26 protein-coding genes and 1 pseudogene are annotated in these 23,051 nt (G+C 73.3%); 19 read left to right on the top strand and 8 right to left on the bottom strand.

Features of this window, described 5'->3' with window-relative positions; all coding sequences use genetic code 11:
- Window positions 1-214, bottom strand: a pseudogene (locus ACL02R_RS28580) (hypothetical protein); the annotation flags it as partial.
- A gap of 559 nt (window positions 215-773) precedes the next feature.
- Between ACL02R_RS28580 and ACL02R_RS28575 the strand changes: the two are divergent.
- The 7 genes from ACL02R_RS28575 (at window position 774) to ACL02R_RS28545 (ending at window position 4,067) form a co-directional block, all read left to right on the top strand.
- On the top strand, window positions 774-2,093 hold the full coding sequence (locus ACL02R_RS28575) for a hypothetical protein (protein ID WP_412799863.1): 1,320 nt from the start codon (window positions 774-776) through the stop codon (window positions 2,091-2,093).
- A complete protein-coding gene (locus ACL02R_RS28570; RefSeq protein ID WP_412799862.1) occupies window positions 2,090-2,794 on the top strand; it encodes an SDR family NAD(P)-dependent oxidoreductase in 705 nt (234 codons plus the stop codon). Before ACL02R_RS28575 ends, ACL02R_RS28570 begins: the two co-directional genes overlap by 4 nt.
- A gap of 39 nt (window positions 2,795-2,833) precedes the next feature.
- Window positions 2,834-2,998 (top strand): Scr1 family TA system antitoxin-like transcriptional regulator, encoded by a 165-nt coding sequence (locus ACL02R_RS28565; protein ID WP_412799861.1) that lies wholly within the window; start codon window positions 2,834-2,836, stop codon window positions 2,996-2,998.
- The gene (locus tag ACL02R_RS28560) at window positions 2,995-3,231 is read left to right on the top strand and encodes a DUF397 domain-containing protein (protein ID WP_412799860.1); all 237 of its coding nucleotides are present in this window, start codon (window positions 2,995-2,997) and stop codon (window positions 3,229-3,231) included. The genes ACL02R_RS28565 and ACL02R_RS28560 overlap by 4 nt, the downstream gene beginning before the upstream one ends.
- 8 nt (window positions 3,232-3,239) lie before the next feature.
- Window positions 3,240-3,449 carry a DUF397 domain-containing protein gene (locus ACL02R_RS28555; RefSeq protein WP_412799859.1) on the top strand — a complete coding sequence of 70 codons (210 nt, stop codon included), beginning with the start codon at window positions 3,240-3,242 and terminating at the stop codon, window positions 3,447-3,449.
- 146 nt (window positions 3,450-3,595) lie between these two features.
- Entirely contained in the window at window positions 3,596-3,817 is a 222-nt protein-coding gene (locus ACL02R_RS28550; RefSeq protein ID WP_412799858.1) for a hypothetical protein, read from the top strand.
- Window positions 3,783-4,067, top strand: coding sequence for a hypothetical protein (locus tag ACL02R_RS28545; protein WP_412799865.1), 285 nt, complete (start codon window positions 3,783-3,785; stop codon window positions 4,065-4,067). Before ACL02R_RS28550 ends, ACL02R_RS28545 begins: the two co-directional genes overlap by 35 nt.
- Window positions 4,068-4,121: 54 nt before the next feature.
- Here ACL02R_RS28545 and ACL02R_RS28540 read toward each other — a convergent pair whose 3' ends face one another.
- On the bottom strand, window positions 4,122-4,331 hold the full coding sequence (locus ACL02R_RS28540) for an acyl-CoA carboxylase epsilon subunit (RefSeq protein WP_412799857.1): 210 nt from the start codon (window positions 4,329-4,331) through the stop codon (window positions 4,122-4,124).
- Window positions 4,332-4,427: 96 nt separating this feature from the next.
- Here ACL02R_RS28540 and ACL02R_RS28535 point away from each other — a divergent pair, with 96 nt between their 5' ends.
- Complete coding sequence (locus ACL02R_RS28535; RefSeq protein WP_412799856.1) at window positions 4,428-5,363, top strand: quinone oxidoreductase family protein; 936 nt, start codon at window positions 4,428-4,430, stop codon at window positions 5,361-5,363.
- Between the two features lie 20 nt (window positions 5,364-5,383).
- On the opposite strand, the gene ACL02R_RS28530 is transcribed toward ACL02R_RS28535, so the two are convergent.
- Window positions 5,384-6,979, bottom strand: a complete 1,596-nt coding sequence (locus ACL02R_RS28530) for an acyl-CoA carboxylase subunit beta (RefSeq protein ID WP_412799855.1) — start codon at window positions 6,977-6,979, stop codon at window positions 5,384-5,386.
- Between the two features lie 101 nt (window positions 6,980-7,080).
- Between ACL02R_RS28530 and ACL02R_RS28525 the strand changes: the two genes are divergently transcribed.
- The 4 genes from ACL02R_RS28525 (at window position 7,081) to ACL02R_RS28510 (ending at window position 11,739) form a co-directional block, all read left to right on the top strand.
- Window positions 7,081-7,932: a biotin--[acetyl-CoA-carboxylase] ligase gene (locus ACL02R_RS28525; protein ID WP_412799854.1), complete on the top strand. Its 852-nt coding sequence runs from the start codon at window positions 7,081-7,083 to the stop codon at window positions 7,930-7,932.
- 113 nt (window positions 7,933-8,045) lie between these two features.
- Window positions 8,046-9,359, top strand: a complete 1,314-nt coding sequence (locus ACL02R_RS28520) for an adenylate/guanylate cyclase domain-containing protein (RefSeq protein WP_412799853.1) — start codon at window positions 8,046-8,048, stop codon at window positions 9,357-9,359.
- A 51-nt stretch (window positions 9,360-9,410) separates the two neighbouring features.
- The gene (locus ACL02R_RS28515) at window positions 9,411-10,247 is read left to right on the top strand and encodes an enoyl-CoA hydratase/isomerase family protein (RefSeq protein WP_412799852.1); all 837 of its coding nucleotides are present in this window, start codon (window positions 9,411-9,413) and stop codon (window positions 10,245-10,247) included.
- A 325-nt stretch (window positions 10,248-10,572) separates the two neighbouring features.
- Window positions 10,573-11,739, top strand: coding sequence for a diguanylate cyclase domain-containing protein (locus ACL02R_RS28510; protein ID WP_412799851.1), 1,167 nt, complete (start codon window positions 10,573-10,575; stop codon window positions 11,737-11,739).
- Window positions 11,740-12,082: 343 nt separating this feature from the next.
- Here the strand turns inward: ACL02R_RS28510 and ACL02R_RS28505 are convergent, their stop codons facing one another.
- The gene (locus tag ACL02R_RS28505; protein WP_412799850.1) at window positions 12,083-12,481 is read right to left on the bottom strand and encodes a MerR family transcriptional regulator; all 399 of its coding nucleotides are present in this window, start codon (window positions 12,479-12,481) and stop codon (window positions 12,083-12,085) included.
- Between the two features lie 284 nt (window positions 12,482-12,765).
- Window positions 12,766-13,164, bottom strand: a complete 399-nt coding sequence (locus tag ACL02R_RS28500; protein ID WP_412799849.1) for a hypothetical protein — start codon at window positions 13,162-13,164, stop codon at window positions 12,766-12,768.
- A 393-nt stretch (window positions 13,165-13,557) separates the two neighbouring features.
- Between ACL02R_RS28500 and hutH the strand changes: the two genes are divergently transcribed.
- Window positions 13,558-15,147, top strand: a complete 1,590-nt coding sequence (hutH, locus tag ACL02R_RS28495) for a histidine ammonia-lyase (RefSeq protein WP_412799864.1) — start codon at window positions 13,558-13,560, stop codon at window positions 15,145-15,147.
- A 62-nt stretch (window positions 15,148-15,209) separates the two neighbouring features.
- Here hutH and ACL02R_RS28490 read toward each other — a convergent pair whose 3' ends face one another.
- Window positions 15,210-15,389, bottom strand: a complete 180-nt coding sequence (locus ACL02R_RS28490) for a hypothetical protein (protein ID WP_412799848.1) — start codon at window positions 15,387-15,389, stop codon at window positions 15,210-15,212.
- Between the two features lie 116 nt (window positions 15,390-15,505).
- Between ACL02R_RS28490 and ACL02R_RS28485 the strand changes: the two genes are divergently transcribed.
- The 5 genes from ACL02R_RS28485 to ACL02R_RS28465 all read left to right on the top strand — a co-directional run bounded on the left by ACL02R_RS28485 (window position 15,506) and on the right by ACL02R_RS28465 (window position 20,000).
- The gene (locus ACL02R_RS28485; RefSeq protein ID WP_412799847.1) at window positions 15,506-15,904 is read left to right on the top strand and encodes a hypothetical protein; all 399 of its coding nucleotides are present in this window, start codon (window positions 15,506-15,508) and stop codon (window positions 15,902-15,904) included.
- 171 nt (window positions 15,905-16,075) lie between these two features.
- Entirely contained in the window at window positions 16,076-17,335 is a 1,260-nt protein-coding gene (locus tag ACL02R_RS28480) for a L,D-transpeptidase (protein ID WP_412799846.1), read from the top strand.
- A 91-nt stretch (window positions 17,336-17,426) separates the two neighbouring features.
- Complete coding sequence (locus ACL02R_RS28475; RefSeq protein WP_412799845.1) at window positions 17,427-18,779, top strand: sensor histidine kinase; 1,353 nt, start codon at window positions 17,427-17,429, stop codon at window positions 18,777-18,779.
- Window positions 18,776-19,438 (top strand): response regulator, encoded by a 663-nt coding sequence (locus ACL02R_RS28470; RefSeq protein ID WP_412799844.1) that lies wholly within the window; start codon window positions 18,776-18,778, stop codon window positions 19,436-19,438. Before ACL02R_RS28475 ends, ACL02R_RS28470 begins: the two co-directional genes overlap by 4 nt.
- Before the next feature lie 19 nt (window positions 19,439-19,457).
- Window positions 19,458-20,000 (top strand): gamma carbonic anhydrase family protein, encoded by a 543-nt coding sequence (locus tag ACL02R_RS28465; RefSeq protein ID WP_412799843.1) that lies wholly within the window; start codon window positions 19,458-19,460, stop codon window positions 19,998-20,000.
- A gap of 16 nt (window positions 20,001-20,016) precedes the next feature.
- On the opposite strand, the gene ACL02R_RS28460 is transcribed toward ACL02R_RS28465, so the two are convergent.
- On the bottom strand, window positions 20,017-20,985 hold the full coding sequence (locus tag ACL02R_RS28460) for an MBL fold metallo-hydrolase (protein ID WP_412799842.1): 969 nt from the start codon (window positions 20,983-20,985) through the stop codon (window positions 20,017-20,019).
- A gap of 103 nt (window positions 20,986-21,088) precedes the next feature.
- Window positions 21,089-21,955, bottom strand: a complete 867-nt coding sequence (locus ACL02R_RS28455; protein WP_412799841.1) for a serine hydrolase — start codon at window positions 21,953-21,955, stop codon at window positions 21,089-21,091.
- Window positions 21,956-21,991: 36 nt separating this feature from the next.
- On the opposite strand from ACL02R_RS28455, the gene ACL02R_RS28450 reads away from it, so the two are divergent.
- A complete protein-coding gene (locus tag ACL02R_RS28450) occupies window positions 21,992-22,948 on the top strand; it encodes a LysR substrate-binding domain-containing protein (protein ID WP_412799840.1) in 957 nt (318 codons plus the stop codon).
- The last annotated feature ends 103 nt before the right edge of the window (window positions 22,949-23,051 follow it).

Raw genomic sequence — 23,051 nt, 5'->3', positions numbered from 1 at the left:
ACGCGGCCCGGCAGCATTCCGGCGGCATAACATCCGGCGCACCGTCCACCACCAGGACCCGCAACAGCGCATCACGCCCGCCGTACGAGACCTGCGCGACCAACCGCCCACCACGCACCGGCCGCGCATGACGCACCGCATTCGTCGCCAACTCCGAGAAGACAACAGCGGCATCGGCAACCGTCCCGGCCTCCATGCCCCAGCCAGTCAGCACACCCCGCACCTGCCACCGCATCACCGGCACACTCTCCACCGCATACGGCTCCGACAACAGCCGCAACAAACACCCCGCCCGCTCACCCCCACTCAGCATGGCTTCACCACCGACAGGTGGCTCGCTCCGTTGCTCTTGATCTCCTGGTGTATGGGAGCTCTGGTGAGCACAGCAGTAACAAGTTCCGTGGTGTTGATGAGCACCATCGCCATCGCCTAAGTCCGCGCGAACAGTTGCGCCAAGCAGGGCACGATGCGCGTGCGACCTGCCTCAATGCGGCCCCGGGATGCGGCAGCCCTCCGCGGGACCGCGCGGCGGAAGACGGGATGCCGATCCATCGACCGACGTTCACCGTGGGTCATTGAGTGGCAGCTCTGAGCTAAGCGCAAAGTCGGGTCTACCTGCCAGAGTCGAACTGTCTCTTCCGTGTCTCCTCTTGCTCCAGCCCGTTGCACATCTCGATCGAGCGCGGAGTTGTACGGATACAGTCGTGTTGACCGGGAGGAAGCTCATGCCCAACCAGCCGAGGCCGAACGTACATACGCATCCCCTCGCTTTCGTGCGTGAGACGAAGGGGTGGTCGCTTCAGGACCTGGTGAACTTAGTCGCGGCGCGCGTGGGAGGTGCGGCGCGCCGTAACAAGGCGTGGATGTGGGAGAACCGAGATGTCGTTCCCGACTGGCCCACGCAGGTGGCCATTGCCGCAGAGCTGAATATCCCGGAGGCGCAACTGCGGGAATTGCCATGGCCCAACTGGCTTCCCGCTGGTGATCCGATTCGGACGGATTATGCGTGGAACCAGAGTGGCAGCTTCGACATATTGAACGATCTAATGGAGTTCGGTGTGCGTGATCGCCGCGGATTCATGAAGCTCACGGGCGCCGCATTGGTGACCGTCGCGCACGAGTGGCTGCGTGCTGAGCCAGCTGTCCTGACCGCTGCGCTGTCCGGAGGCAGGGTCAGCAACGCTTTCGCCGATCAACTCGAAGCAGGACTGCCCCGTTTGCGATTGCTCGAAGCCGAACGGGGCGGGCGCCAGGCGCGCCGACTGATCGACGCGGAACTCGGCGTCGTCACCGAGGTCCTCACCAACGCCTCGTATTCTTCAGAAACGGGCCGTAGGCTGATGGCGCTGGCCGCCGAACTCGGACGCATGGCCGGATGGGCGTCATTTGATGCGGGGCTGCACTCAGCGGCCCAACGCTATTGGACGGCGGCGCTGCACGCGGCGCATACGGCTCAAGAACAAGCTCTCGGATCCAACATCCTCAAGTCCATGAGCCTTCAGTGTTACGACTTCGAGGATCCCCAGCAGGCTCTGCTCCTGGCCCACTGCGCCTACGAAGGCGCGAACGCGCAGTCGACTCCGCGCACGAAGGCCATGCTCGCCCTGCGCGAGGCACGCGCTCACGCCGCGCTGGGCAATGCCCCGGCATGCGAACGGCTCCTGTCCGAGGCTGAAACGGTCATCTCCCGCTCTTCGACGGAACTCGATCCGGCCTGGATCGCCTACTTCGACGATGCGGAGATGTGTGCACAGATCGGCACCTGTTACCTGGACCTCGGCTCTCAAAGGGGCGACAGATCACATCTGGGCAGGGCTGAGAAGTATTTGGACATGGCACTCATCAGGCTGCCCGCCACAAAGACCCGTGATCGAGCCACGTACGTCACCCGCCGCGCGTCCGTGCAAGCACGTCTCGGCGACTACGATCGGGCTGCGGCTCTCCTCGCGGAAGCCGTACCGCTCGTACAACTGGCCCCGTCCCAGCGCAACGTAAAACGGGCGCGAGCCGTACGCGCTCGCATGGCGCTTCCTCGGCACGATACGCGCATGCTCGAACTGGACACCCGCCTTGCCGCCCTGGCAGCCGCGTGAAGGCCGCACGCGTCGCCTTCGTTACGGGAGGCAATCGGGGAATCGGCCTGGCCATCGCGCAGGGCTTGGCGCGGGCGGGCCACCACGTCGTGCTCGGCACCCGGAGCGAGGCCGCCGCCGTTCTGCCGGTCGACACACTACTCTCCGAGGGGCTGGCGGCATCCGCACACCAGCTCGACGTCACCGACCCCGCCAGCGTCGTCCGCGCGGTGGCCGACACGGCGAACGAACACGGGCGACTCGACATCCTGATCAACGCCGCTGCCGTCGCCATCGATCGCGGGCAACTCGCCTCCTCGGCGGATTTCGAAAAGGTCCAGGCGACCTTGAACGCCAATCTCCTTGGACTGTGGCGATGTTGCAGTGCCGCAATTCCGGAGATGCGGAAACACCGGTACGGACGGATCGTGAACCTCACCAGCCACCTGGGGTCCGTTTCCACAATGCAGGGAGGAAACGTGTCATATCGCGTCTCCAAAGCGGGGGTCAACGCGCTGACGCGCGTCCTTGCCGCCGAAGTCGCCAGTGACGGAATTCTGGTGAACGCTGTTTCCCCCGGTCGGACCGCGACCCGCATGGCGTACGGCGAGACAGACCGAACACCCGAGCAAGCCGCCGTCGCCGCCATCGAGTTGGCGACGCTTCCGGACGACGGACCGACCGGCGGCCTGTGGTTCGACGGCGGCTCACTTCCCTGGTGAACCCTGGGGCACAGTCACCGCCGCCGACAACGCAATACCATGGCGGTGGTCTACCTGGAGTTGCCGCAGCGAGGGGTGTACCTCGATGATCCAGACGATGTGACGGCCTACAAGATCATGTTCGACCGGCTGCGCGCCCAGGCCGCCGGCACGGCCGAGACAGCCGAACTGTTGATGTCAGTCCGACAGGAGTACCTCCGATGACACACCCCGCCACAACCTCAGCCGACCTCAGCACGGCGGAGTGGTTCAAGTCCAGCTTCAGCAACGCGGACAACGAGTGCGTCGAGATCGCGCACCTGGATTCCCGCACCGCCATCCGGGACTCCAAGACCGGAGCAGACGACAGCCCTGTCCTGGTCCTGGCGGCCGGAGCGTTCGCCAGCTTCATCAACTCCGTGTCCGGAACCGGGCAGCCGCCCACCACCAGCGCATAGGAAACCGGATGCCGACCACCCGCCCGACGACGCGCGACACCGAAAAGCTCGCCTGGAGGAAGTCCTCCTACAGTGACGGCTCCGGCGGCAACTGTGTCGAGATCGCCGTGCTCGGCGGTGCCGTGGCCGTACGCGACTCCAAGGCCCCCGACCAACCGCACCTCCTGATCCCCCGCGACCGGTTCACCGCACTCCTCACCACCCTCACCCACCGCTGACCCACCAACAGACGCATGCCCCCCGGCCCACAACAGCCGGGGCCTGCGCGCCTATTGCCGTGGTCAACGTCACAGGTGGCAACTTCTCTTGGTCCGTGCCCCTTGGGCGTCTCCACCGTTGCTCCGGGCATGGCAGTGAACATTCCATGAAGGGTGACAGGCACCCGAAGGCTGACATCGAATCCGCGCTGAAGCGCGCCGAGGCGGCCGGGTTGAAGGTCAAGAAGGATCAGAACGGCCACCGCTGGGGGTTTGTGATCTGCTGCCCTTGCAAGGCCACGACCAAGGTGTGGGGCACCCCCACCAGTCCGGGGACGGAGGGGAAGAAGATCGATGAGTTCGTCCGGAGACACGCCGCCTGTGCGTGAATGGGCGTTCGTCCTGTATCCCGAGGGGCGGCCGGGTGAGGTGGAGTCCGACCGGTTCGACCGCTCCGACGCCCTTGCCGGGGGTGAGATCGGGTGGGAGGAGGACCCGGGCGGGGTGCGGTTCCCGTGCGTGGTGCGTGCGGTCCGCGCTGAGGACGCGGTGGCGTGGGCCGTCGAGCGGCTGGCGCGGGCGGGCATCGGGACCGCCGATGTCAGGCTGCCGCTCGCCGACTTCCCCACCGCCTCCTGAGCGGACGGAGACGCGGTGGGCCGGGAGGTCGTCACCGGCTGAGGCGGGCGGGCGTCAGGCGGGCCACAGGCTCGTGCGCCAGGCGTGCGGGCCCGGCGCGGGGAGCCCGCGGGTCAGGGCGCGCGCCGGGTCCGCCCACGCGCGCAGGGGGCGTACGCCCGGCGTGTCACCCGCCGCCGCGCCCGCCGCGAGCCGGGCCTGCACGACGGCCAGCGCCGCCGCCAGCTCCTCCGCCGAAGGATTGCCGCGCACCACTGTGATCATCAGCCACTCCCGTGTCGGTCGCGTCGGTCACCCGGTCGGGGTGCCCGGCCATCCTAGGCTTCGCGGGACGTGCCGACGTGGTGGAGAGGACATGCGATGCGCGCGGTCGTACTGAGGAGCAAGGCGCCGTCCGAGCCGGAGGTCGCCGAGGTCCCCGACCCGGAGCCGGGCCCCGACGAGCTGCTGGTGAAGGTCGCCGCGTCGTCGGTGAACGGCATCGACCTCAAGGCGGCGGACGGCGCGTTCGGCGACCGGGGCGCGTACCCGCTCGTCCTCGGCAAGGACTTCGCCGGGACGGTCCAGGCCATCGGCGCGCGGGTGACCGGGTACGGCGTCGGCGAGGCGGTGTTCGGCGTGACGGTCCGCCCGCCCGTCGGCGAGGGCGGGCTCGCGGAGTACGTGACGGTCCCCGAGGCGTTCGGCGTGGCCCGCATCCCGGCCGGGGTGTCCCTGGCCGACGCGGGCGCCCTCGGGCTCGCGGGCACGACGGCGCTCGCCTGCGTGGACGCGATCGACCCGCGGCCGGGCGAGCCGGTCCTCGTGGCCGGGGCCACCGGCGGCGTGGGGGCGATCGCCGCCCAGTACGTCGCCGCGCGCGGGGCGCGTCTGATCGCGACCGCGCGCCCCGGCGTGCAGTCCGGCTTCCTCGCCGACCTGCTCGGCCCGCGCGTCCATGTCGTGGACCACACGCACGACCTCACCGGCCAGGTGCGCGCCCTCGCGCCGCACGGCCTGGCCGCCGCGATCCACCTCGCCGGCGACGCCGACGCGCTCGCGCCCCTGCTGGCCGACGGCGGGCGGCTGGCGACCGTGCTCCACTGGGCGCCGCACGACGGCGTGGGCGACCGCCTCACCGTCACCGGCGTCATGGCCGACCCGGACACCGCGACGCTCGACCGCCTCGCGGCCGATGTCGCGGCGGACCGGCTGACCGTCCCGATCACCGCGACGTACACGCTCGGCGAGGCCCCGGCCGCCCTCGCCGCGTTCCGGCAGAGCAGCCTCGGGAAGCTCTCCGTCTCCGTGGACTGACCGGGACGGCGCGCGCCGGGTCAGAGCGGGATGTTGCCGTGCTTCTTCGGGGGCAGCTGCCGCCGCTTCGTGCGCAGCGCCCGCAGGCCGCGCACGATGTGGCGGCGCGTGTGGGACGGCATGATCACCGCGTCCACGTACCCGCGCTCGGCGGCGGCGTACGGGTTCAGCAGCGTGTCCTCGTACTCCTGGGTGAGGCGTACGCGTTCGGCTTCGCGCTCCTCGTCCGAATCCAGCGCCGCCAGCGTGCGCCGGTGCAGGATGTTGACCGCGCCCTGCGCCCCCATGACGGCGATCTGCGCCGTCGGCCAGGCGAGGTTGAGGTCCGCGCCGAGGTGCTTGGACCCCATGACGTCGTACGCGCCGCCGAACGCCTTCCGCGTGATCACGGTGATCAGCGGCACCGTCGCCTCCGCGTACGCGTAGATCAGCTTCGCGCCGCGCCGGATGATGCCGCCGTACTCCTGCCCGGTGCCCGGCAGGAAGCCGGGGACGTCCACGAAGGTCAGCACCGGGATGTTGAACGCGTCGCAGGTCCGCACGAAGCGCGCCGCCTTCTCCGACGCGTCGATGTCCAGGCAGCCCGCGAGCTGCGTCGGCTGGTTCGCCACCACGCCGACCGAGGCGCCCTCGACACGGCCGAAGCCGGTGAGCATGTTCGGCGCGAACAGCGCCTGCGTCTCCAGGAACTCCCCGTCGTCCAGGACCCGTTCGATCGCCTCGTGCATGTCGTACGGCTGGTTGGCCGAGTCCGGCACCAGCGTGTCGAGCTCCTCGTCCGCCGGGGTCGCCGTCAGATCGGCCGCCTCCGGTCCTGGCGTCCAGACCGGCGCCTCCGACAGGTTGTTGGACGGCAGGTACGACAGCAGCGCCTTCACGTACTCGACGGCGTCCTTCTCGTCGCCCGCCATGTGGTGCGCGACGCCCGAGACGGTGTTGTGCGTCCGCGCGCCGCCCAGCTCCTCGAAGCCGACGTCCTCACCCGTCACCGTCTTGATCACATCGGGTCCTGTGATGAACATGTGCGACGTCTGATCGACCATCACCGTAAAGTCCGTGATCGCCGGTGAGTACACCGCGCCGCCCGCGCACGGCCCCAGGATCAGCGAGATCTGCGGCACGACACCGGACGCGTGCACGTTCCGCCGGAAGATCTCCGCGAACAGCCCGAGCGCGACCACGCCCTCCTGGATGCGCGCCCCGCCGCCGTCGTTGATCCCGATCACCGGGCAGCCCGCCGTCAGCGCGAAGTCCATGACCTTGACGATCTTCTCGCCGTACACCTCGCCCAGCGAGCCGCCGAAGACCGTGAAGTCCTGCGAGTAGACGCAGACCTGCCGCCCGTCCACCGTCCCGTACCCGGTCACCACGCCGTCCCCGTACGGCCGGTTCGCGCCGATCCCGAACGCGGTCGCCCGGTGCCGCGCGAACTCGTCCAGCTCCGTGAACGACCCCTCGTCCAGCAGCAGGTCGATCCGCTCCCGCGCCGTCAGCTTCCCCTTCGCGTGCTGCTTCTCGACCGCCCGCGCCGACCCCGCGTGCGTCGCCTCCTCGGCGCGGCGGCGGAAATCGGCGATCTTCCCCGCGGTGGTGTGGATGTCGTCAGCGTCGGACACCGGTCGCTCCTACTCGTCCTCGGGCGGCTACCGCTCCGTAGGGTAACGTCGCCCGCCCGGCGCCGGACGTGCCCCGTGCGTCACACCCGTAGGGTGGCCGCATGAGCCCTCCGCCGAGCCGCTGGTCCGACCTCGACCGCCCCCCGCTCAGCGCGACCGCGCTGCGCGCCGCGCTCGTCCGTCCCGGCGGCCTGTGGACGCGCCTCGACATCACCGACACCACCGGCTCCACCAACGCCGACCTCGCCGAGGCCGCCCGCACCGGCGCCGCCGCGCCCGGCACCGTCCTCGTCGCCGAGGCGCAGACCGGCGGACGCGGCAGGCTCGGGCGCTCCTGGGACGCGCCCCCGCGCTCCGGGCTCTTCCTCTCCGTGCTGCTCGACCCGGAGGCGGACGGCGTCCCCGTCGAACGCCTGACATGGCTGCCGCTGCTCGCCGGCGTCGCCACCGCCACCGCGCTCGCCCGCGCCGCCGGGGTGGACACCGCCCTGAAGTGGCCGAACGACCTGCTGGTGCGCGTCGGCGGCGAGGACCGCAAGCTCGGCGGCATCCTCGCCGAACGCGCGGACGGCGGCGTCGTCCTCGGCATCGGCCTCAACGTCTCGCTCCGCGCGGACGAGCTGCCCGTGCCCACCGCCGGGTCACTGGCGCTCGCGGGCGCGCCCACCGTCGACCGCGATCCCCTGCTGCGCGCCGTGCTCCGGTCGCTGGCCCAGTGGTACGGCCAGTGGGCCGCCGCGGGCGGCGACCCGGCCGCCGGGTCGCTCCAGTCCGCCTACGCCGCCGGGTGCGCCACGCTCGGCCGCCGCGTACGCGCCGAGCTGCCGGGCGGCGGCGAGCTGAGCGGCGAGGCCGTGGCCGTCGACGGCGACGGACGGCTGGTCATCGCCACCGCGGAGGGAACGCGCCACGAGATCGCGGCGGCCGACATCGTGCACCTCCGGGCGACGTGACTCACGGCACAGCTGCCGTAGGGTTGGGCGCGTGAGAACGCGCGACGGGCGCTGCTGCGGACCGACCGGTGGAGCAGCGCGCAGCGAAGGGAACGCCTCCCGGGAGGCGGGCGGTGACCGTGGCCGAGGCTGACGCGGCTCCGCCCGGCGAACCGGCCGACGGGTCCGGCACCGGACCCGTCGCCGACCGTGACCACTCCGGCACACCCGACACTTCCGGCGCTCCTGGCGCTCCCGACACCACGCCCCGCGTGCCCGGCGCCAACGGGAGCGCCGTGGCCGGTGCCGCAGGACCCGCGTTCCAGGGCCCCGCGTTCCAGGCATCGGACACCCCGCCGGGACGCGTACCCCCCGTGTCCCTCGACCCCGACCCGGACGACGAGTCGGACGACACCATCGCGCTGCGCATCGAGGCGCTGATCATAGGCGCCGAGCGCCAGTACACGCCCTTCCAGGCCGCCCGCGCTGCCGGCGTCTCCATGGAACTGGCCGCACGCTTCTGGCGCGCCATGGGGTTCCCGGACATAGGGCAGGCACGCGTGCTCACCGAGGCCGACGTGCTGGCGCTGCGGCGGCTCGCGGGCCTCGTCGAGGCCGGGCTGCTCAGCGAACCGATGGCGATCCAGGTGGCGCGTTCCACGGGGCAGACCACGGCGCGGCTCGCGGACTGGCAGATCGACTCGTTCCTCGAAGGGCTGACCGAGCCGCCCGAGCCGGGCATGACCAGGACCGAGGTGGCGCTGCCGCTGGTCGAGCTGCTGCTGCCGGAGCTCCAGGAGTTCCTGGTGTACGTGTGGCGGCGGCAGCTCGCCGCGGCCACCGGGCGCGTGGTGCAGGCCCAGGACGACGCGGAGATGGTGGACCGCCGCCTCGCCGTCGGCTTCGCCGACCTGGTGGGCTTCACGCGGCTCACGCGGCGCCTGGAGGAGGAGGAGCTGGGCGAGCTGGTCGAGGCGTTCGAGACGACGGCCGCCGACCAGGTCGCCGCGCAGGGCGGGCGGCTGATCAAGACGCTCGGCGACGAGGTGCTTTTCGCCGCCGACGACGCGGGCACGGCCGCCGACATCGGGCTGCGCCTGGTGGAGACGCTGCGCGAGGACCCGATGATGCCCGAGCTGCGCGTCGGCATCGCCTTCGGCACCGTCACCACGCGCATGGGCGACGTCTTCGGCAACACGGTGAACCTCGCCAGCCGCCTCACCTCGATAGCGCCCAAGGACATGGTCCTGGTGGACGGCGCGATGCGGGACGAGCTGACGTCGGCCGGCCTCGCGCCGCGCTCCGAGAAGGCCGCCGACGCCGCCGACCCGGGCGACGCCCGCCCGCCCGGCTACCGCTTCGCGCTCCAGCCCCTCTACCAGCGGCCCGTGCGCGGCCTCGGCATCGTCGAACCGTGGCTGCTCACCCGCCGGGACGACACCGCCTGACTCGCCGCCGCGCCCTGCCGCCGGACGCGCCCCCGGTGCCAGAATGCGCCCATGGCTGACACGGCGGACGGCACGGCGGACGGCACGGCGGACGAGCGGCGGTACGGCGAGTGGGTGGCGGTCCGCCGCCACGGGCGGGGGTGGGTCGCCGAACTGGCCCTGGAGCGCACCGCCGCGATGAACGCCCTGTCCACCGCCCTGGCCCGCCACCTCACCGCCGCCTGCGCCGACCTCGCGGCCGACCCGGGCGTACGGGCGGTCGTGCTGACGTCGGCGCACCCCCGCGCGTTCTGCGTCGGCGCCGACCTGAAGGAGCGCAACGGGCTCGACGACGCCGCGTTCGGACGGCACCGGACGGTGCTGCGCGCCGCGTTCACCGCCGTCCTCGACCTGCCGCAGCCGGCCGTCGCGGCCGTGCGCGGCTTCGCGCTCGGCGGCGGGTACGAGCTGGCGCTGTCCTGTGACCTGATCGTCGCCGACCCCACCGCCGTCGTGGGCCTGCCGGAGGTGTCCGTGGGCGTGATCCCCGGCGGCGGGGGCACGCAGCTGCTGCCGCGCCGTGTCGGTGCCGCGCGCGCCGCCGAGCTGATCTTCACGGCGCGCCGCGTCGAGGCGGCGGAGGCCCTGCGGCTCGGCATGGTGGACGTCCTCGCCGGGGACGGGGAGGGCGCGGCGCGCGCGGAGGCGCTCGACCTCGCCGCGCGCATCGCGGCGCACTCCCCGGTGGGCCTGCGCGCCGCCAAGCGCGCCCTGCGGCTCGGCCAGGGGCTCGGGCTCGCGGCGGGCCTCGAAGTGGAGGACGCGGCCTGGCGGACCGTCGCGTTCTCGCCCGACCGGGCGGAGGGCGTGGCGGCGTTCAACGAGAAGCGGACCCCGGAGTGGCCCTAGGGTCTGTCCGGCGGATCTTGCCTGTCTCACGACGCCCGGCATGGGGGTACCTCCCAGGCCCCTTGGGCCTGGGGGAACCTCGCTGCGTTGCCGAATCGCGCGAATACGGCCAGGTATGAGCTGCGATCCGGCGCCTTGCGATGCGCCGGCATCTGGGGGCACCCCCAGCCGCCAGGCTGGGGGAGCCGTGAGCCGCGACAAGATCCGCCGGACAGACCCTAGGGGCGCGCGGGCCCGTTCCGTGACCTTCCGGGGACGGCCGGTAAGTGCGGGCAAGGAGTAGTTGAAAGCACCAAACCACGCGGAACGCCCATAGCCTGGGCTTATGGGTGACGAGAGCCGGGTGCGCGCGGTCGTGGACCTCGCACAGCGGATGGCCGCGGCGCAGGCGCTGCCCGATGTCGCGCTCGCGGCGGCGGAGGGCGCGCGGCTGGCGCTGCGCGCCTCGTTCGCCGCCGTGTCGGTGTGGGAGCGCGAGCGGGGCCGGCTGCGTGTTCTGGTGAACGCGGGGGAGCTGGCCGAGGGGGAGGAGCGCTTCCCGCGGGACGAGTCGTACCCCGTGCACGACTATCCGGAGATCACCGAGTTCCTGAGTGATCGCTGGGGCTTGAGTGGTCGATGGGACCTGGGTGACGGCCTGGCCCGTGGTGGCGGCGAGCCCCGGGCGTGGGTGGAGACGGCGGACGGGCCGCGTGCGAGCCGCCGGGTGCGGGGGCTGCGCGCGCGGGGGCGCGGGTCGTGCGTGGTGGCGCCGCTGGTGCTGAACGGGCGGGCCTGGGGGGAGCTGTACGTGGCGCGTGGCACCGGGGCGGAGCCGCTGGGGCGCGCGGACGCGGACTTCGCGTCCGTACTGGCGTCGGCCATAGGGGCCGGGCTGGTGCAGTACGAGCGGCTGGCGGAGGCGCGGCGCCTCGCGTACACCGATCCGCTGACGGGGCTGGCGAACCGCAGGGCGGTGGACATACGCCTGGAGGAGGCGCTGGAACGCCACCGCGCCACAGGGGCCGTCGTCACGCTGGTGGTGTGCGACGTGAATGGGCTGAAGGGGGTCAACGACACGTACGGGCACGCGACGGGGGACCGGCTGCTGGAACGGTTCGGCTCGGTGCTGTCGCGGTGCGCGGCGGGGGTGCCGGGTGCGCTGGCGGCGCGGCTCGGCGGGGACGAGTTCTGCCTGCTGGCGGTGGGCGCGGGGGCGGGCGTGGTGGAACGGGCGGCGGAGGAGATCTGCCACCGGGCGGCCGAACTGGAGCTGGGGGAGGGCGTGGCCTGCGGGGTGGCGTCCACGGGGGAGGCGATCGGGCCGGTGCGGTCGGCGCGGGGGCTCTTCCGGCTGGCGGACGCGGCGCAGTACGAGGCGAAGGCGTCGCGTGCACTGCTGCCCGTGGTGGCGGGCCGCGGGGGCGCGGGGGACGCGGCGGTGGCGCTCGCGGAGGCGGCGGTGGCCGAGGGGGCGGAGCGGCGGACGATCCGGGGGCGCGGGCCGCACTGAGGGGGACGCCCGCCGCGTGGGTCCCCGAACGACACGGCCTGGGCGGCGCCGTCCCGCGGGCAGGTGTGGAACCTGTCGCTGCGGGTCACCCAGCGGTACGGGTCGGCACCGGAGGTGTTGTGGCATGCGCCGGAGCGGTTGTCGTCGGTCTCCCGGTCCGCGACCACGCGGGAGCCGTGTCGCCGCCGCAGCGTTCGGGACAGGCTTTGGCGAGAGGTCTCATGGTCTCGCCGGGAGTGGGGCGGTGAGGGATGGCCGGCTGCCCGGCCATCGGGCGCCGGTCGCCGGTCGCCGGAAAGGGCAGACGGAGGCACGCGGTCCGCCCGCGCGCTGACCTGCCCGTTCACCCGAGCCGCGGCTCCCCGATGTCCCAGGCCAGGCCGGGGCCCGGGTCGGACGCGGCGGAGATGACGCCGTCGAGCGCGCTGCGGGAGGCGTCGAGTTCGGCGATGGCGCGGCTGATGCGCTCGCGCTCGTGCCGCAGCCGCTTCACCATCTCGGGGCAGACGGGCACCATGCGCTCGCCCTCGTCGTGCAGGCAGGGCAGGGCTGTCGCGATGGTGGCGGTGTTCAGTCCGGCGGCGAGGAGTTCGCGGATGCGGCGGACGGCGCGTACGTCGGACTCGCGGTAGTCCCGGTAGCCGCTCGGCGTGCGCCGGGGGTGCAGCAGGCCCTGCTGCTCGTAGTAGCGCAGCAGCCGCTCGTGCACGCCGGTACGCCGCGACAGCTCGCCGATCAGCACGCGGGGTCTCCTCTCCGGGGAACGGGGCCCGTGGCCCCGGGGGAGAACGCCGCGGGTGCCGGGGAATGTTCCCGGCGCGCGCCGCGCGGGTATCCGGCTCAGGCGAGGGACACCCGGCCGGCGTGGTGCCACGCGTCGGACCGTCCGCGGGCGGTCCCCGGTTCCCCGAGGACGCGCGGCCCCTCCGGCCACGGGGCAGGGGGCCGTGCGCTCACCCGGGTCGCGGCGCTCGCCCCGCCCGTCCGCCGGGAGGCCGGCCCCCGGCGGAGCAAGGCGCGGCGGGTTCAGATGGTCGTCTCCTTCCACCCCGAGCAGCGGTGCCAGGGGCCGGTCGCGCCGTCACGGGTGCAGACCTGGAACTCGATGGTCCTGCCTTCCCGCATGTCGTAGTCGCACACCTTCTGGGGTCCGTTGGCGCTGTTGGTGTTGGTGCACTGCCCCGAGCGCCCGTAGTCGGTCCCCCAGACCGCGACGACGCGCATGCCGTCGGCCCAGGTGTCGAAGACGCGGAACACGTCGCCGTTCGGCTTGAAGCACGCGCCGCCCGCGGTGTGCTCGAAGTCGCCGGCGCTCACGCTGAGGCACACCTCGCCGGCCGCCGCGTTCGCAGGGGTCCCCGTCATGACACCCGCCATCAGCGTCGCCGTGCCCGCCACCGTGGCGAGCCTGGTCATCAGCCTCATGGGACGTCTTTCTTTCACCGTGTCCCGCCGTAGCGGGAAAGGGTAGTGCCCCAGGGGAAGTTGAGTGCGTGCGAATGACCGGCGAAGTCGGTCCCGGCACGGTCCCTCGTCGGGCACGCCACTCTGAAGTGGGCGTTTCTCCTGCCGCCCGAAAACGGCAACACCCGCCGGACATGGGACCGCGCGAAAGTGCACACTTCTCAGCACGCGGGCCAGGCGCGGCGCGGAAGAGACGCGGGTCCGCCGCCCCCACCGCGGGGCTCCCCTGCCCCAGGGCGGTCGTGGACGGTGCGTGGTTCGTGGCCCCATGCGTGGCCCGTGCGCGGCTCACCGCGCGGTCGGAGCGGTCCCCACGTCCGGACGTTCCTTCGCCGGCACGCGACGCCGCGGCCCCTGGCGGCCCCCGTTAGGTTGCTGCCCATGGCTATGCAGAGCAGCACCGTGACCCTGTCCGTCCGGGGCGTGACGCCCGCCGATGTCGTCGCCGTCGCGCGGGACGGGGCGCGGGTCGCGCTGGCGGACGACGCCGTCGCGGCGATGGAGGAGGCGCGCCGCGCCGTGGACGCGCTGGCCGCCAGGCCCGAGCCGGTGTACGGCGTGTCCACCGGCTTCGGCGCGCTGGCCGTCCGGCACATCGGCCCGGAGCTGCGTACCCGCCTCCAGCGGAACTTGGTGCGTTCCCACGCCGCCGGGAGCGGCCCGCGCGTGGAGCGCGAGGTGGTGCGGGCGCTGATGTTCCTGCGGCTGAAGACGATCGCGTCCGGGCACACCGGCGTACGGCCCGTGGTGGCGCGGACGATGGCCGACGTGCTCAACGCGGGCATCACCCCCGTCGTCCACGAGTACGGCTCGCTCGGCTGCTCGGGCGACCTCGCGCCGCTCGCCCACTGCGCCATGACGCTGCTCGGCGAGGGCGAGGCGGAGGACCCCGACGGGCGGGTCCGGCCGGCCGCCGACCTGCTCGCCGCGCACGGCGTCGAGCCCGTCGAGCTGCGCGAGAAGGAGGGCCTGGCCCTCCTGAACGGCACCGACGGCATGCTCGGCATGCTGCTGCTCGCCTGCGCCGACCTCGCCAGGATCTTCACCTCCGCCGACATCACCGCCGCCCTGACGCTGGAGGCCCTGCTGGGCACGGAACGCGTCCTCGCTCCCGAGCTGCACGCCCTGCGCCCCCACCCGGGCCAGGCCGCGAGCGCCGCGAACATGCTGCGCGTCCTCCACGGCTCGGGGCTCACCGGCCACCACCAGGACGCCGCGCCGCGCGTGCAGGACGCGTACTCCGTGCGCTGCGCGCCGCAGGTCGCGGGCGCGGGGCGCGACACACTGGCGCACGCGCTGACGGTCGCCGAAAGGGAGCTGGCGGCGGCCGTGGACAACCCGGTGGTGATCGACGGGCGCGTCGAGTCGAACGGCAACTTCCACGGCGCGCCGGTGGGCTACGTGCTGGACTTCCTGGCCATCGCGGCGGCCGACCTGGCGTCGATCACCGAGCGCCGTACGGACCGGCTGCTCGACCGGAACAGGTCGCACGGTCTGCCGCCGTTCCTCGCGGACGACCCGGGCGTGGACTCGGGGCTGATGATCGCGCAGTACACGCAGGCCGCGCTGGTCGCCGAGCTGAAACGGCTCGCGGTGCCCGCGTCGGCCGACTCGATCCCGTCGTCCGCGATGCAGGAGGACCACGTGTCGCTCGGCTGGTCGGCGGCGCGCAAGCTGCGGGCGGCGGTGGACGGGCTGACGCGCGTGGTGGCGGTCGAGCTGTTCGCGGCGGCGCGCGCCCTGGAGCTGCGGGCGCCGCTCGCCGTTCAAGGGCTGCTGCCGGGGCCCGCCGCGCGTGCGGTGGTCGCGGCGGCGCGCGCGGCCGGGGTCGGCGGGGCGGGGGAGGACCGTTTCCTCGCGCCCGACCTGGCGGCGGCGGAGGCGTTCGTGCGCGGCGGCGGTCTGGTGGCGGCGGCGGAGGGGGTGACCGGCCCGCTGGCCTGAGCGGCGGCCGGGGCGGGCCGGTCGTGGTGGTGCGGCGCGCGGGGTCCCGCGCGGGTCGTGCGTCAGCCCTCGTCGAGCGGCTGGACCTCCCCGACGGTCAGCGAGGTCCCGCCCGCGTCCGCGTCCGCGTCGGACTCGGGGTGCGCGGAGGGCAGGAACCAGCCGAGACCGAGGACGGCGGCTGCGACGAGACCACAGGCGATGGCGCGGCGGTTGACGCGTGCGGTGGGGTTGGCGTCCACAAGCGCTCCCGGGGGTCGTACGGTCCTCGCCGCGTAGTGGCGGCGATGGGCAGCGATGTTACGGGCGCCGCGGGTCGCGGGGAAGAGGCGGCGCCTTGGACCTTACTCTCCGGGGCATGAGTGAAGACATGACCGACCAGACGCGTCACGTCCGCGTTCGCGTGGAGATGGTGCTGGAGATCACGGAGCCTGACGAGCTGATCAGGGCCGCCTGGGCGCGCATCGAGGGGGACGAGCTGATGCCCCAGGAGGAGCGCGACCAGGCGGCGCAGGCCGTCTCGCGCGACGAGGCGGAGGCCGTGGCGTACCTCATCGACCCGATCGACCTGGTGGGCGAGGTGCCGGGCGTGCTGCTCGCGCAGGCGTCCTGGAGCAGCGAGCAGGCCGAGTACGACCCGGACGATGCATGGGACGAACTGGACGAACTGGATGACGACACCGATACACCTGGCGAGGGCCCTGGTGACGACGGCCCCGGCCAGGACGCGGACGGCGGCCGGGGCGGCACACGGTGATTCCGCCACTCGGGTGAGTGACCGGCCGTCACTCGAACGTGTGGTTCACCGCACGGTTTCACTTACAGTGGAACCGGCCGCCGCGGGACCGCGTTTTCTCCCTTGTGTCCCACGGGGGTGTGCCCCGCGGGGACGCGGTGGCGGACGGAGCGGCGAGTGATGAGGGACGGCATGCGGCGCAAGGGCTTGACGGTGGCGGCGACGCTGCTCACCGGAGCACTGACACTGACGGCGTGCGGCGGGGGCGGCGACGACGACTCCGGCGACTCGGGCACGGGGGGCTCGGAGACCAGTCAGCAGACCGACGCGGACCGGGCGGCCGAGGAGGCGGACACCTCCCAGGCCGTGATCTCCATCACCCCCGACGACGGCGCCGAGAACGTCGGCATCAACAGCGACGTGCGGGTCCAGGTCGAGGACGGCACGCTGGACGAGGTCGTGCTGACGGAGTCCGAGTCCGGCACCGAGGTGGCCGGGACGACGGCCGCCGACGGCGCCTCGTGGCAGCCCGACGCCCAGCTCGAACGCGCCACCGCCTACAGCCTCACCGTCCAGGCCACCGACAGCGAGGGCCGGGCGGCCCACGAGTCGGCGGCGTTCACGACGGTCTCGCCCGAGAACAGCTTCATCGGCTACTTCACGCCGGACGAGGGCACCACCGTCGGCGTCGGCATGCCGATCTCGCTCAACTTCGACAAGCCGATCACCAACAAGGCCGAGGTCGAGGCCGCCGTCGAGATCAACACCAGCAGCGGCCAGGAGATCGTCGGCCACTGGTTCGGCGACCAGCGCCTCGACTTCCGCCCCGAGGACTACTGGCTGCCCCACACGCACGTCGAGGTGCACCTCGGCTTCGACGGCATCGAGGGCGACGCCGGGGTCACCGGCGTGCAGAACCGCGACTTCGCCTTCGACATCGGCCGCTCGCAGGTCAGCACCGTGGACGCCGAGGCCAAGACGATGACGGTCTTCCGCGACGGCGCTGAGCTGCGCACCCTCCCGATCTCGGCCGGCAGCGACGAGAACCCGACGTACAACGGGCAGATGGTGATCTCCGAGAAGCAGAAGGAGACCCGGATGAACGGCGCGACCGTCGGCTTCACGGACGACGACGGCGAGGGCGAGTACGACATACCCGACGTGCCGCACGCGATGCGCCTGTCCACGTCCGGCACCTTCGTGCACGGCAACTACTGGGCCTCCGACGCCACCTTCGGCAGCGCCAACACGAGCCACGGCTGCATAGGCCTCAACGACACCCAGGGCGCCGACGACGAGGGCACCGACGCGTACTGGTTCTACGAGGAGTCGATCATCGGCGACGTCATCGTGGTGACCAACTCGCCCGACGAGCAGATGGCCCCCGACAACGGCCTCAACGGCTGGAACCTGTCGTGGGACGACTGGGTCGCGGGCAGCGCCCGGGTCTGATCCACGGCGCCGCGTACATCCCGGGACGGACGGAGGAGATCCCCGCACAGGGGGACGCCCCCGTCCGTCCCGCGCGTCTACCGTCCCTGACATGACCGAGCAGGCCACCGCCACCGCCCCGCGCGGACCGCACAACGAACTGCTGATAGCCCGCCGCATCCTCGGCAGCCTCTGGGACGACCTGTTCCGCGCCGCGACCGCGCGGCGCCTGCTGCCGCCCCTGCCCCTGCCGGACGGCCTCGCCCGGCCGCTCGCCCGCGCCCTCCCCGACGGTTTCCCCGTCCGGCGCGCCGCCTCGTACGCCCTGGCCATCGCCGTCGCGATCCTCCTGTCCGGCATCGCCTACGGGACCGAAATGACGGACTACACCGGCTGGAACGGTCCGGCGCACGTCCTCCTGACACCGCTGCCCCTGCTCCTCACGACCGTCCGGCCCCTCCTCGGCTGGTGGTCCTCCCTCGGGCTCAGCTGGCTCCAGGCGTTCTGGCATCCCACCAGCGGCTCCTGGCCCTGGAGCATCACCGGGCTGGTCACGCAGGTCCTCGTCATGCTCCTGATCGCCCTCACCAGCCCCGCCCGTGTGGCCGCCGGGATCTGGGTCGTCACCGCGTGCGCCGCCGCCATGATCGGCGGGGGCATGGCCAACTACACCGGCGCCTCCGACAGCGGCACGCTGGTCGTCGGCTCCTTCGTGGCCCTCCTGACCGCCGTCCTGCTGCGCGCCTGGTACGACTCGCGCCGCCAGGTCGCCGCCCAGACCGCCGTCACCGCCGTCGAACGCTCCCGCCGCACCGTCCTGGAGGAGCGCACCACCATCGCCCGCGAGCTGCACGACGTCGTCGCCCACCACATGTCGGTCGTCGCCATCCAGGCCGAGGCCGCCCCCTACCGCGTCACCGACCCGCCGCCCGAGCTGACCCGCGCGTTCGCCACCATCAGGGAGAACGCCGTCGCCGCGCTCACCGAGCTGCGCCGCATCCTCGGCGTCGTCCGCGCGGCCGAGGAGGACGCCCCCGACGCGCCGCAGCCGACCCTGGCCCTGCTCGACTCGCTCCTCGGCGGTGTGCGCGACGCGGGCCTGCCGGTGGAGAAGGCCGTCACCGGCGCCGTACGCGAGCTGGCGCCCGGCGTCGAGCTGTCGGCGTACCGGATCGTCCAGGAGGCGCTGAGCAACGCGCTGCGGCACGCGCCGGGCAGCTCGGCGCGCGTCGAGCTGTCGTACGTCCTCGGCGGGCTCGGACTGCGCGTCGTCAACGGCCCGCCCACCGTCCCCGTTCCCCCTTCACCCGGTGCCGGGCACGGCCTCACCGGCATGCGGGAGCGCGTCACCATGCTCGGCGGCGAACTGGTCGCCGGGCCCACGGAGGACGGCGGCTGGGAGACCACGGCCTTCCTGCCGGCCGGGCCCGCCGCCCCCGCCGACGCCACGGAAGGGGCCGCATGACCGTCCGCGTCCTCATCGCCGACGACCAGATGATGGTCCGCGAGGGCTTCACCGTCCTCCTCGGCGCCCAGCCCGGCATCGAGGTCGCGGGCGAGGCCGTGGACGGCCGCGACGCCGTCGAGCGCGCCGCCGAGCTGCGCCCGGACGTCGTCCTCATGGACATCCGCATGCCGGTCATGAACGGCATCGACGCCACCCGTGCGATCACCGCCGCCGGGGAGGCCGCGCCCCGCGTCCTCGTCCTGACGACCTTCGACCTCGACGAGTACGTCTACCAGGCGCTGCGCGCGGGCGCGTCGGGCTTCCTCCTCAAGGACGCCTCCGCCCGGCAGCTCGCCGAGGGCGTCCGCCTGGTCGCCGCGGGCGAGGCCCTGCTGGCGCCGACCGTGACGCGCCGCCTGATCGCCGAGTTCGCACGCCTCGACACCGTCCCGAAGCCGCCCGCGAGGGAACACCTCGGCACCCTGACCGAGCGCGAGACGGAGGTCCTCGCCCTCGTCGCCCAGGGCCTGTCCAACGCCGAGATCGCCGCGCACCTGGTCGTCGCCGAGTCCACCGTGAAGACCCACGTCAGCCGCATCCTGGTCAAGCTGGACCTGCGCGACCGCACCCAGGCGGCCGTCCTCGCGTACGAGACGCGGCTCGTCGTCCCGTCCTGAGTGGTGTGGGATGGGCCGCATGACCCTGATTCCCTTCGGCGACCACAGCCCCCGCCTCGCCCCCTCCGCCTGGATCGCGCCGGGCGTCACGCTCGTCGGCGACGTCACGCTCGGGCCCCGCGCCGGCGTCTGGTACGGGACGGTCGTCCGCGCCGACCTCGAACGCATCGAGATCGGCGCGGGCAGCAACGTCCAGGACGGCTGCGTCCTCCACGCCGACCCGGGGCGCCCCGCCGTCCTCGGCGCGGAGGTCTCCGTGGGGCACCGGGCCGTCGTCCACGGCTGCACGGTCGGGGACGGCGCCCTCGTCGGCATGGGCGCCGTCCTGCTGAACGGCTGCCGCATCGGCGCCGGTGCGCTGGTCGCGGCGGGGACGGTGGTGCTGGAGGACACCGAGGTGCCGCCCGGGTCGCTGATCGCCGGGGTGCCGGGCAAGGTGCGCCGGGCCCTCACCCCGGAGGAGTCGGCGGCGCTGCGCGGCACCGCCGAGCGCTATCAGGAGCTGGCCCGGCGGCACTCCGCCCACGCGGGCCACCTCGGCACCGCCGCGCCCGAGCGCTGACCCGGGGGCGCCGCGCTCAGAAGCGGTACGGCGTCAGGTACTCGGGCAGCACGATCCTGCTGCGCGGCGCGACCCGCCGTACGGCCGCCTTGAACGCCTCAAGCCGCCGCCCGGTCTCCTCGTCCGCGACGGGCGGCGGGTTCGTCAGCGCCACCTCGAAGTTGTCCCAGTGCACGGGCACGACCGTCGCGGGCCTGCCGAGCGCTTCGAGGAGGCGCGGCACGTAGTCGTACGTCGCGTCACTGGCCTGGAGGGTGATCATCGCCACGTCCGGCGCCAGTCCCGCCACGTTCCGCTCCACGAAGTCGCTGCCGCCCGTGAAGAACACGGAGGGCCCGTCCTTCACGGTCACCTGGTACGCCAGCGTGTCGCCCTCCGGCAGGTCCGCGATGGTCAGGGGCTCCGCCGGGGGCGTCAGGCGCGTGCCGTGGAAGAGCAGGGACCACGACGGGTTGCGGCTGTGCAGCGACGACACGACCTCGACCACCACGTCCCCCAGGTCCAGCACCTCGCCGCCCTTCACCGGGCTGAGCTGCCCGGACGGCACGCCCATCGCGAGCCCGAGGTTGTACGCGGTCGTCGTCCCGAAGACCCGCGCGCCGGTGGTCTTCGCGATGTGCGGCACGTCGTTGAAGTGGTCCCAGTGGGTGTGCGTCACGAGAACGTGCTTCGCGCCCGCCGTGTGCGTGTCCACGGTGTCGGCGGCGACGGTCAGCTGTGTCGCCGGCCGGAAGCCGGTGCCGAACAGCCCGGTGTCGTACCGGCTCAGGTACGGGTCCACCAGCAGGACGGTCCCGCCCGCCTCCACCCGCCAGCCCGCGTTGCCCAGCCAGCTGAACGTGGCCTGCGCCGTCCGCGTCCCCGCCCGCCGCCGCCGTTGCCGCTCCCCGGCCACGGCCGCTCCCGTCGCGCCGCCCCCCGCCGCGATCGCGCCGCCGGCCGTCACCGTCGTCCGCAGAAAGCCCCGCCTGCCGACTCCCGCCATGTCACACGCCCCTCTCAGGTAACTCACGTGCGGCACACGGAAGCACCCCCGGCCGCCCCGCGTCCAAGATCCACCGCGCGCCCGCGCCATACCCGTTCGCATATCACCGCAGGTCACGCACCCTCTCCACCGCCTCACGCGCCGCCCTGCCGAGCGCCAGATCGACGTCCAGACTGCGCGCGTCCCAGTCCCGCGCCGCCCCGAAGACGGCCACCGCGTACCGCCCCCCGTCCGGGTACACGACCACCCCCGCCTCCATGTGCAGGCCCGGCAGCGTGCCCGTCTTGCCCGTCACCCCCACCTCGGGAGGGAACGCCGCCCGCAGCCGCGTCCACGCCATCTGCCGCGCCATCAGCCGCCGCACGAGGGCGCACGCCTCCGGCGGCCCGGCCTCGTCACGCCACAGCAGCGCCATCAGCCGCGTGACGTCCCGGGGTGTGCTCGACGTCGTGCGCTCCGGGTCGAAGACGCGCAGCGCCCGCCTCCGCGCGTCCGGCAGCGCCGGGTACGCCGCCGCGAACTCCGCCGCGTCCCGCACCCCGACGTCCGCGAACATCGACTCCAGCACCTCCCGCGGCCCGCCCCGCACCCGCGTCCGCGCCATGCCCAGCTCGGCCGCCAGCACCGGCAGCAGATCGGGGCCGACGCGGCGCAGCAGCAGGTCGGCGGCCGTGTTGTCGCTCATCGACAGCGAGAAGTACGCGAGGTCGCGCAGCGACAGCTCCACGTCGTCCGCGCAGTCCGCGAGCCCCCAGCCGCCCAGCCGGTCGGGCGCCCGCGCCACGACCCGTTCCGCCGGGTCGAGCTGCCCGGCCGCCACCTGCCGCGCGAACTCCAGCACCAGCAGCACCTTCAGGATCGACGCGATGACGACCTGCTCGTCCGCGCCGCTGCCCGTCTCGGCGCCGCCGCCCTCCCGGTCGATGTCGCGCACATGCAGCCGGATGTCCAGGGCCAGGGTGTCCTCCATGCGCCCATCGTCCCCCGCCTGGTCTATCGTCGCCGCGTGGACCTCTCCCGCCACCTGCGCCACTTCCTCGCGGTGGCCGAGGAACTGCACTTCGGCCGCGCCGCCGAGCGGCTCGGCATGGCCCAGCCGCCGCTGAGCCAGTCCGTGCGGCGGCTGGAACGCGAGCTGGGCGTCGCGCTGTTCGACCGGTCGCGGCGCAGCATCGCGCTCACCCCGGCGGGGCGGCTGCTGGTGGACGAGGCACGCGGCCTGCTCGCCGCCGACGCCAGGCTGCGCGCGGTGATGTCGGGCGTACGGGACGGGACGCTGGGCACGCTGCGCGCCGGGGTCCCGCCCGACACCCCCGCGACCGCGCTGCGCGAGATGCTGCGCCGCACCGCCGAGCAGGCGCCAGGACTGGAGATCGATCTGCACGAGCTGACGTCCGCCGAGCAACTGCGCGCCCTGGACGAGGGGCGGCTCGACGTCGGCCTGCCGCACGAGCCGTTCCACGTGCCCGAGCTGGCGCGCGGCCCGTCCGTCTCCCACCGCCTCGGCGTCGTCGTCCCGCGCCTGTCGCCCCTGGCCCGCCGCGACGCGCCCGCCCTCGCCGACCTGGCCGGCCACGACCTGATCCTGGCGCCGCGCGGCGCCGCGCCCGAGTGGCACGACCACGTGCTCGACACGTGCCGCGACCACGGGTACGTCCCGCCGCGCGTACGGCACGCGCGCAACCCGGACTTCGTCCTCGGTCTCGTCCTGGCGGGCCAGGGCGTGGCCCTCGCGCCCGCCGAGTTCGCGGGCCGCCAGCCGCGCGTGGCCTGGCGCCCCCTCGCGGGCCACCCGCTGACCGCCACCGTGACCCCGGCCTGGCCCGCCCGTTCCGCACACCCGGCGGCACCACGCTTCGCGGCCATCGCCGCCGAGGTCCTGGCGGGCGCGTCCGCCCAGGCCACCGACCTGACATCCCCGGACACCCCGGGCCCATGGTCGGTCGTCTTCGCCGAGCGGTAGACCCTTCGGCGCGCCGGTCGCCAACTCCCCTATCGCAGCGACCTGTTACGCCTTTCATGAGGCTGATTGCGTCGTTGTGGCGTGTGTGCGGGGGCCGTTATGG

This window comes from Streptomyces sp. MS19 (assembly GCF_047200595.1).
Lineage (GTDB): Bacteria > Actinomycetota > Actinomycetes > Streptomycetales > Streptomycetaceae > Streptomyces.
Note: the sequence above shows the minus strand (reverse complement) of the source record. Positions and strands in the feature narration are given on the sequence as shown.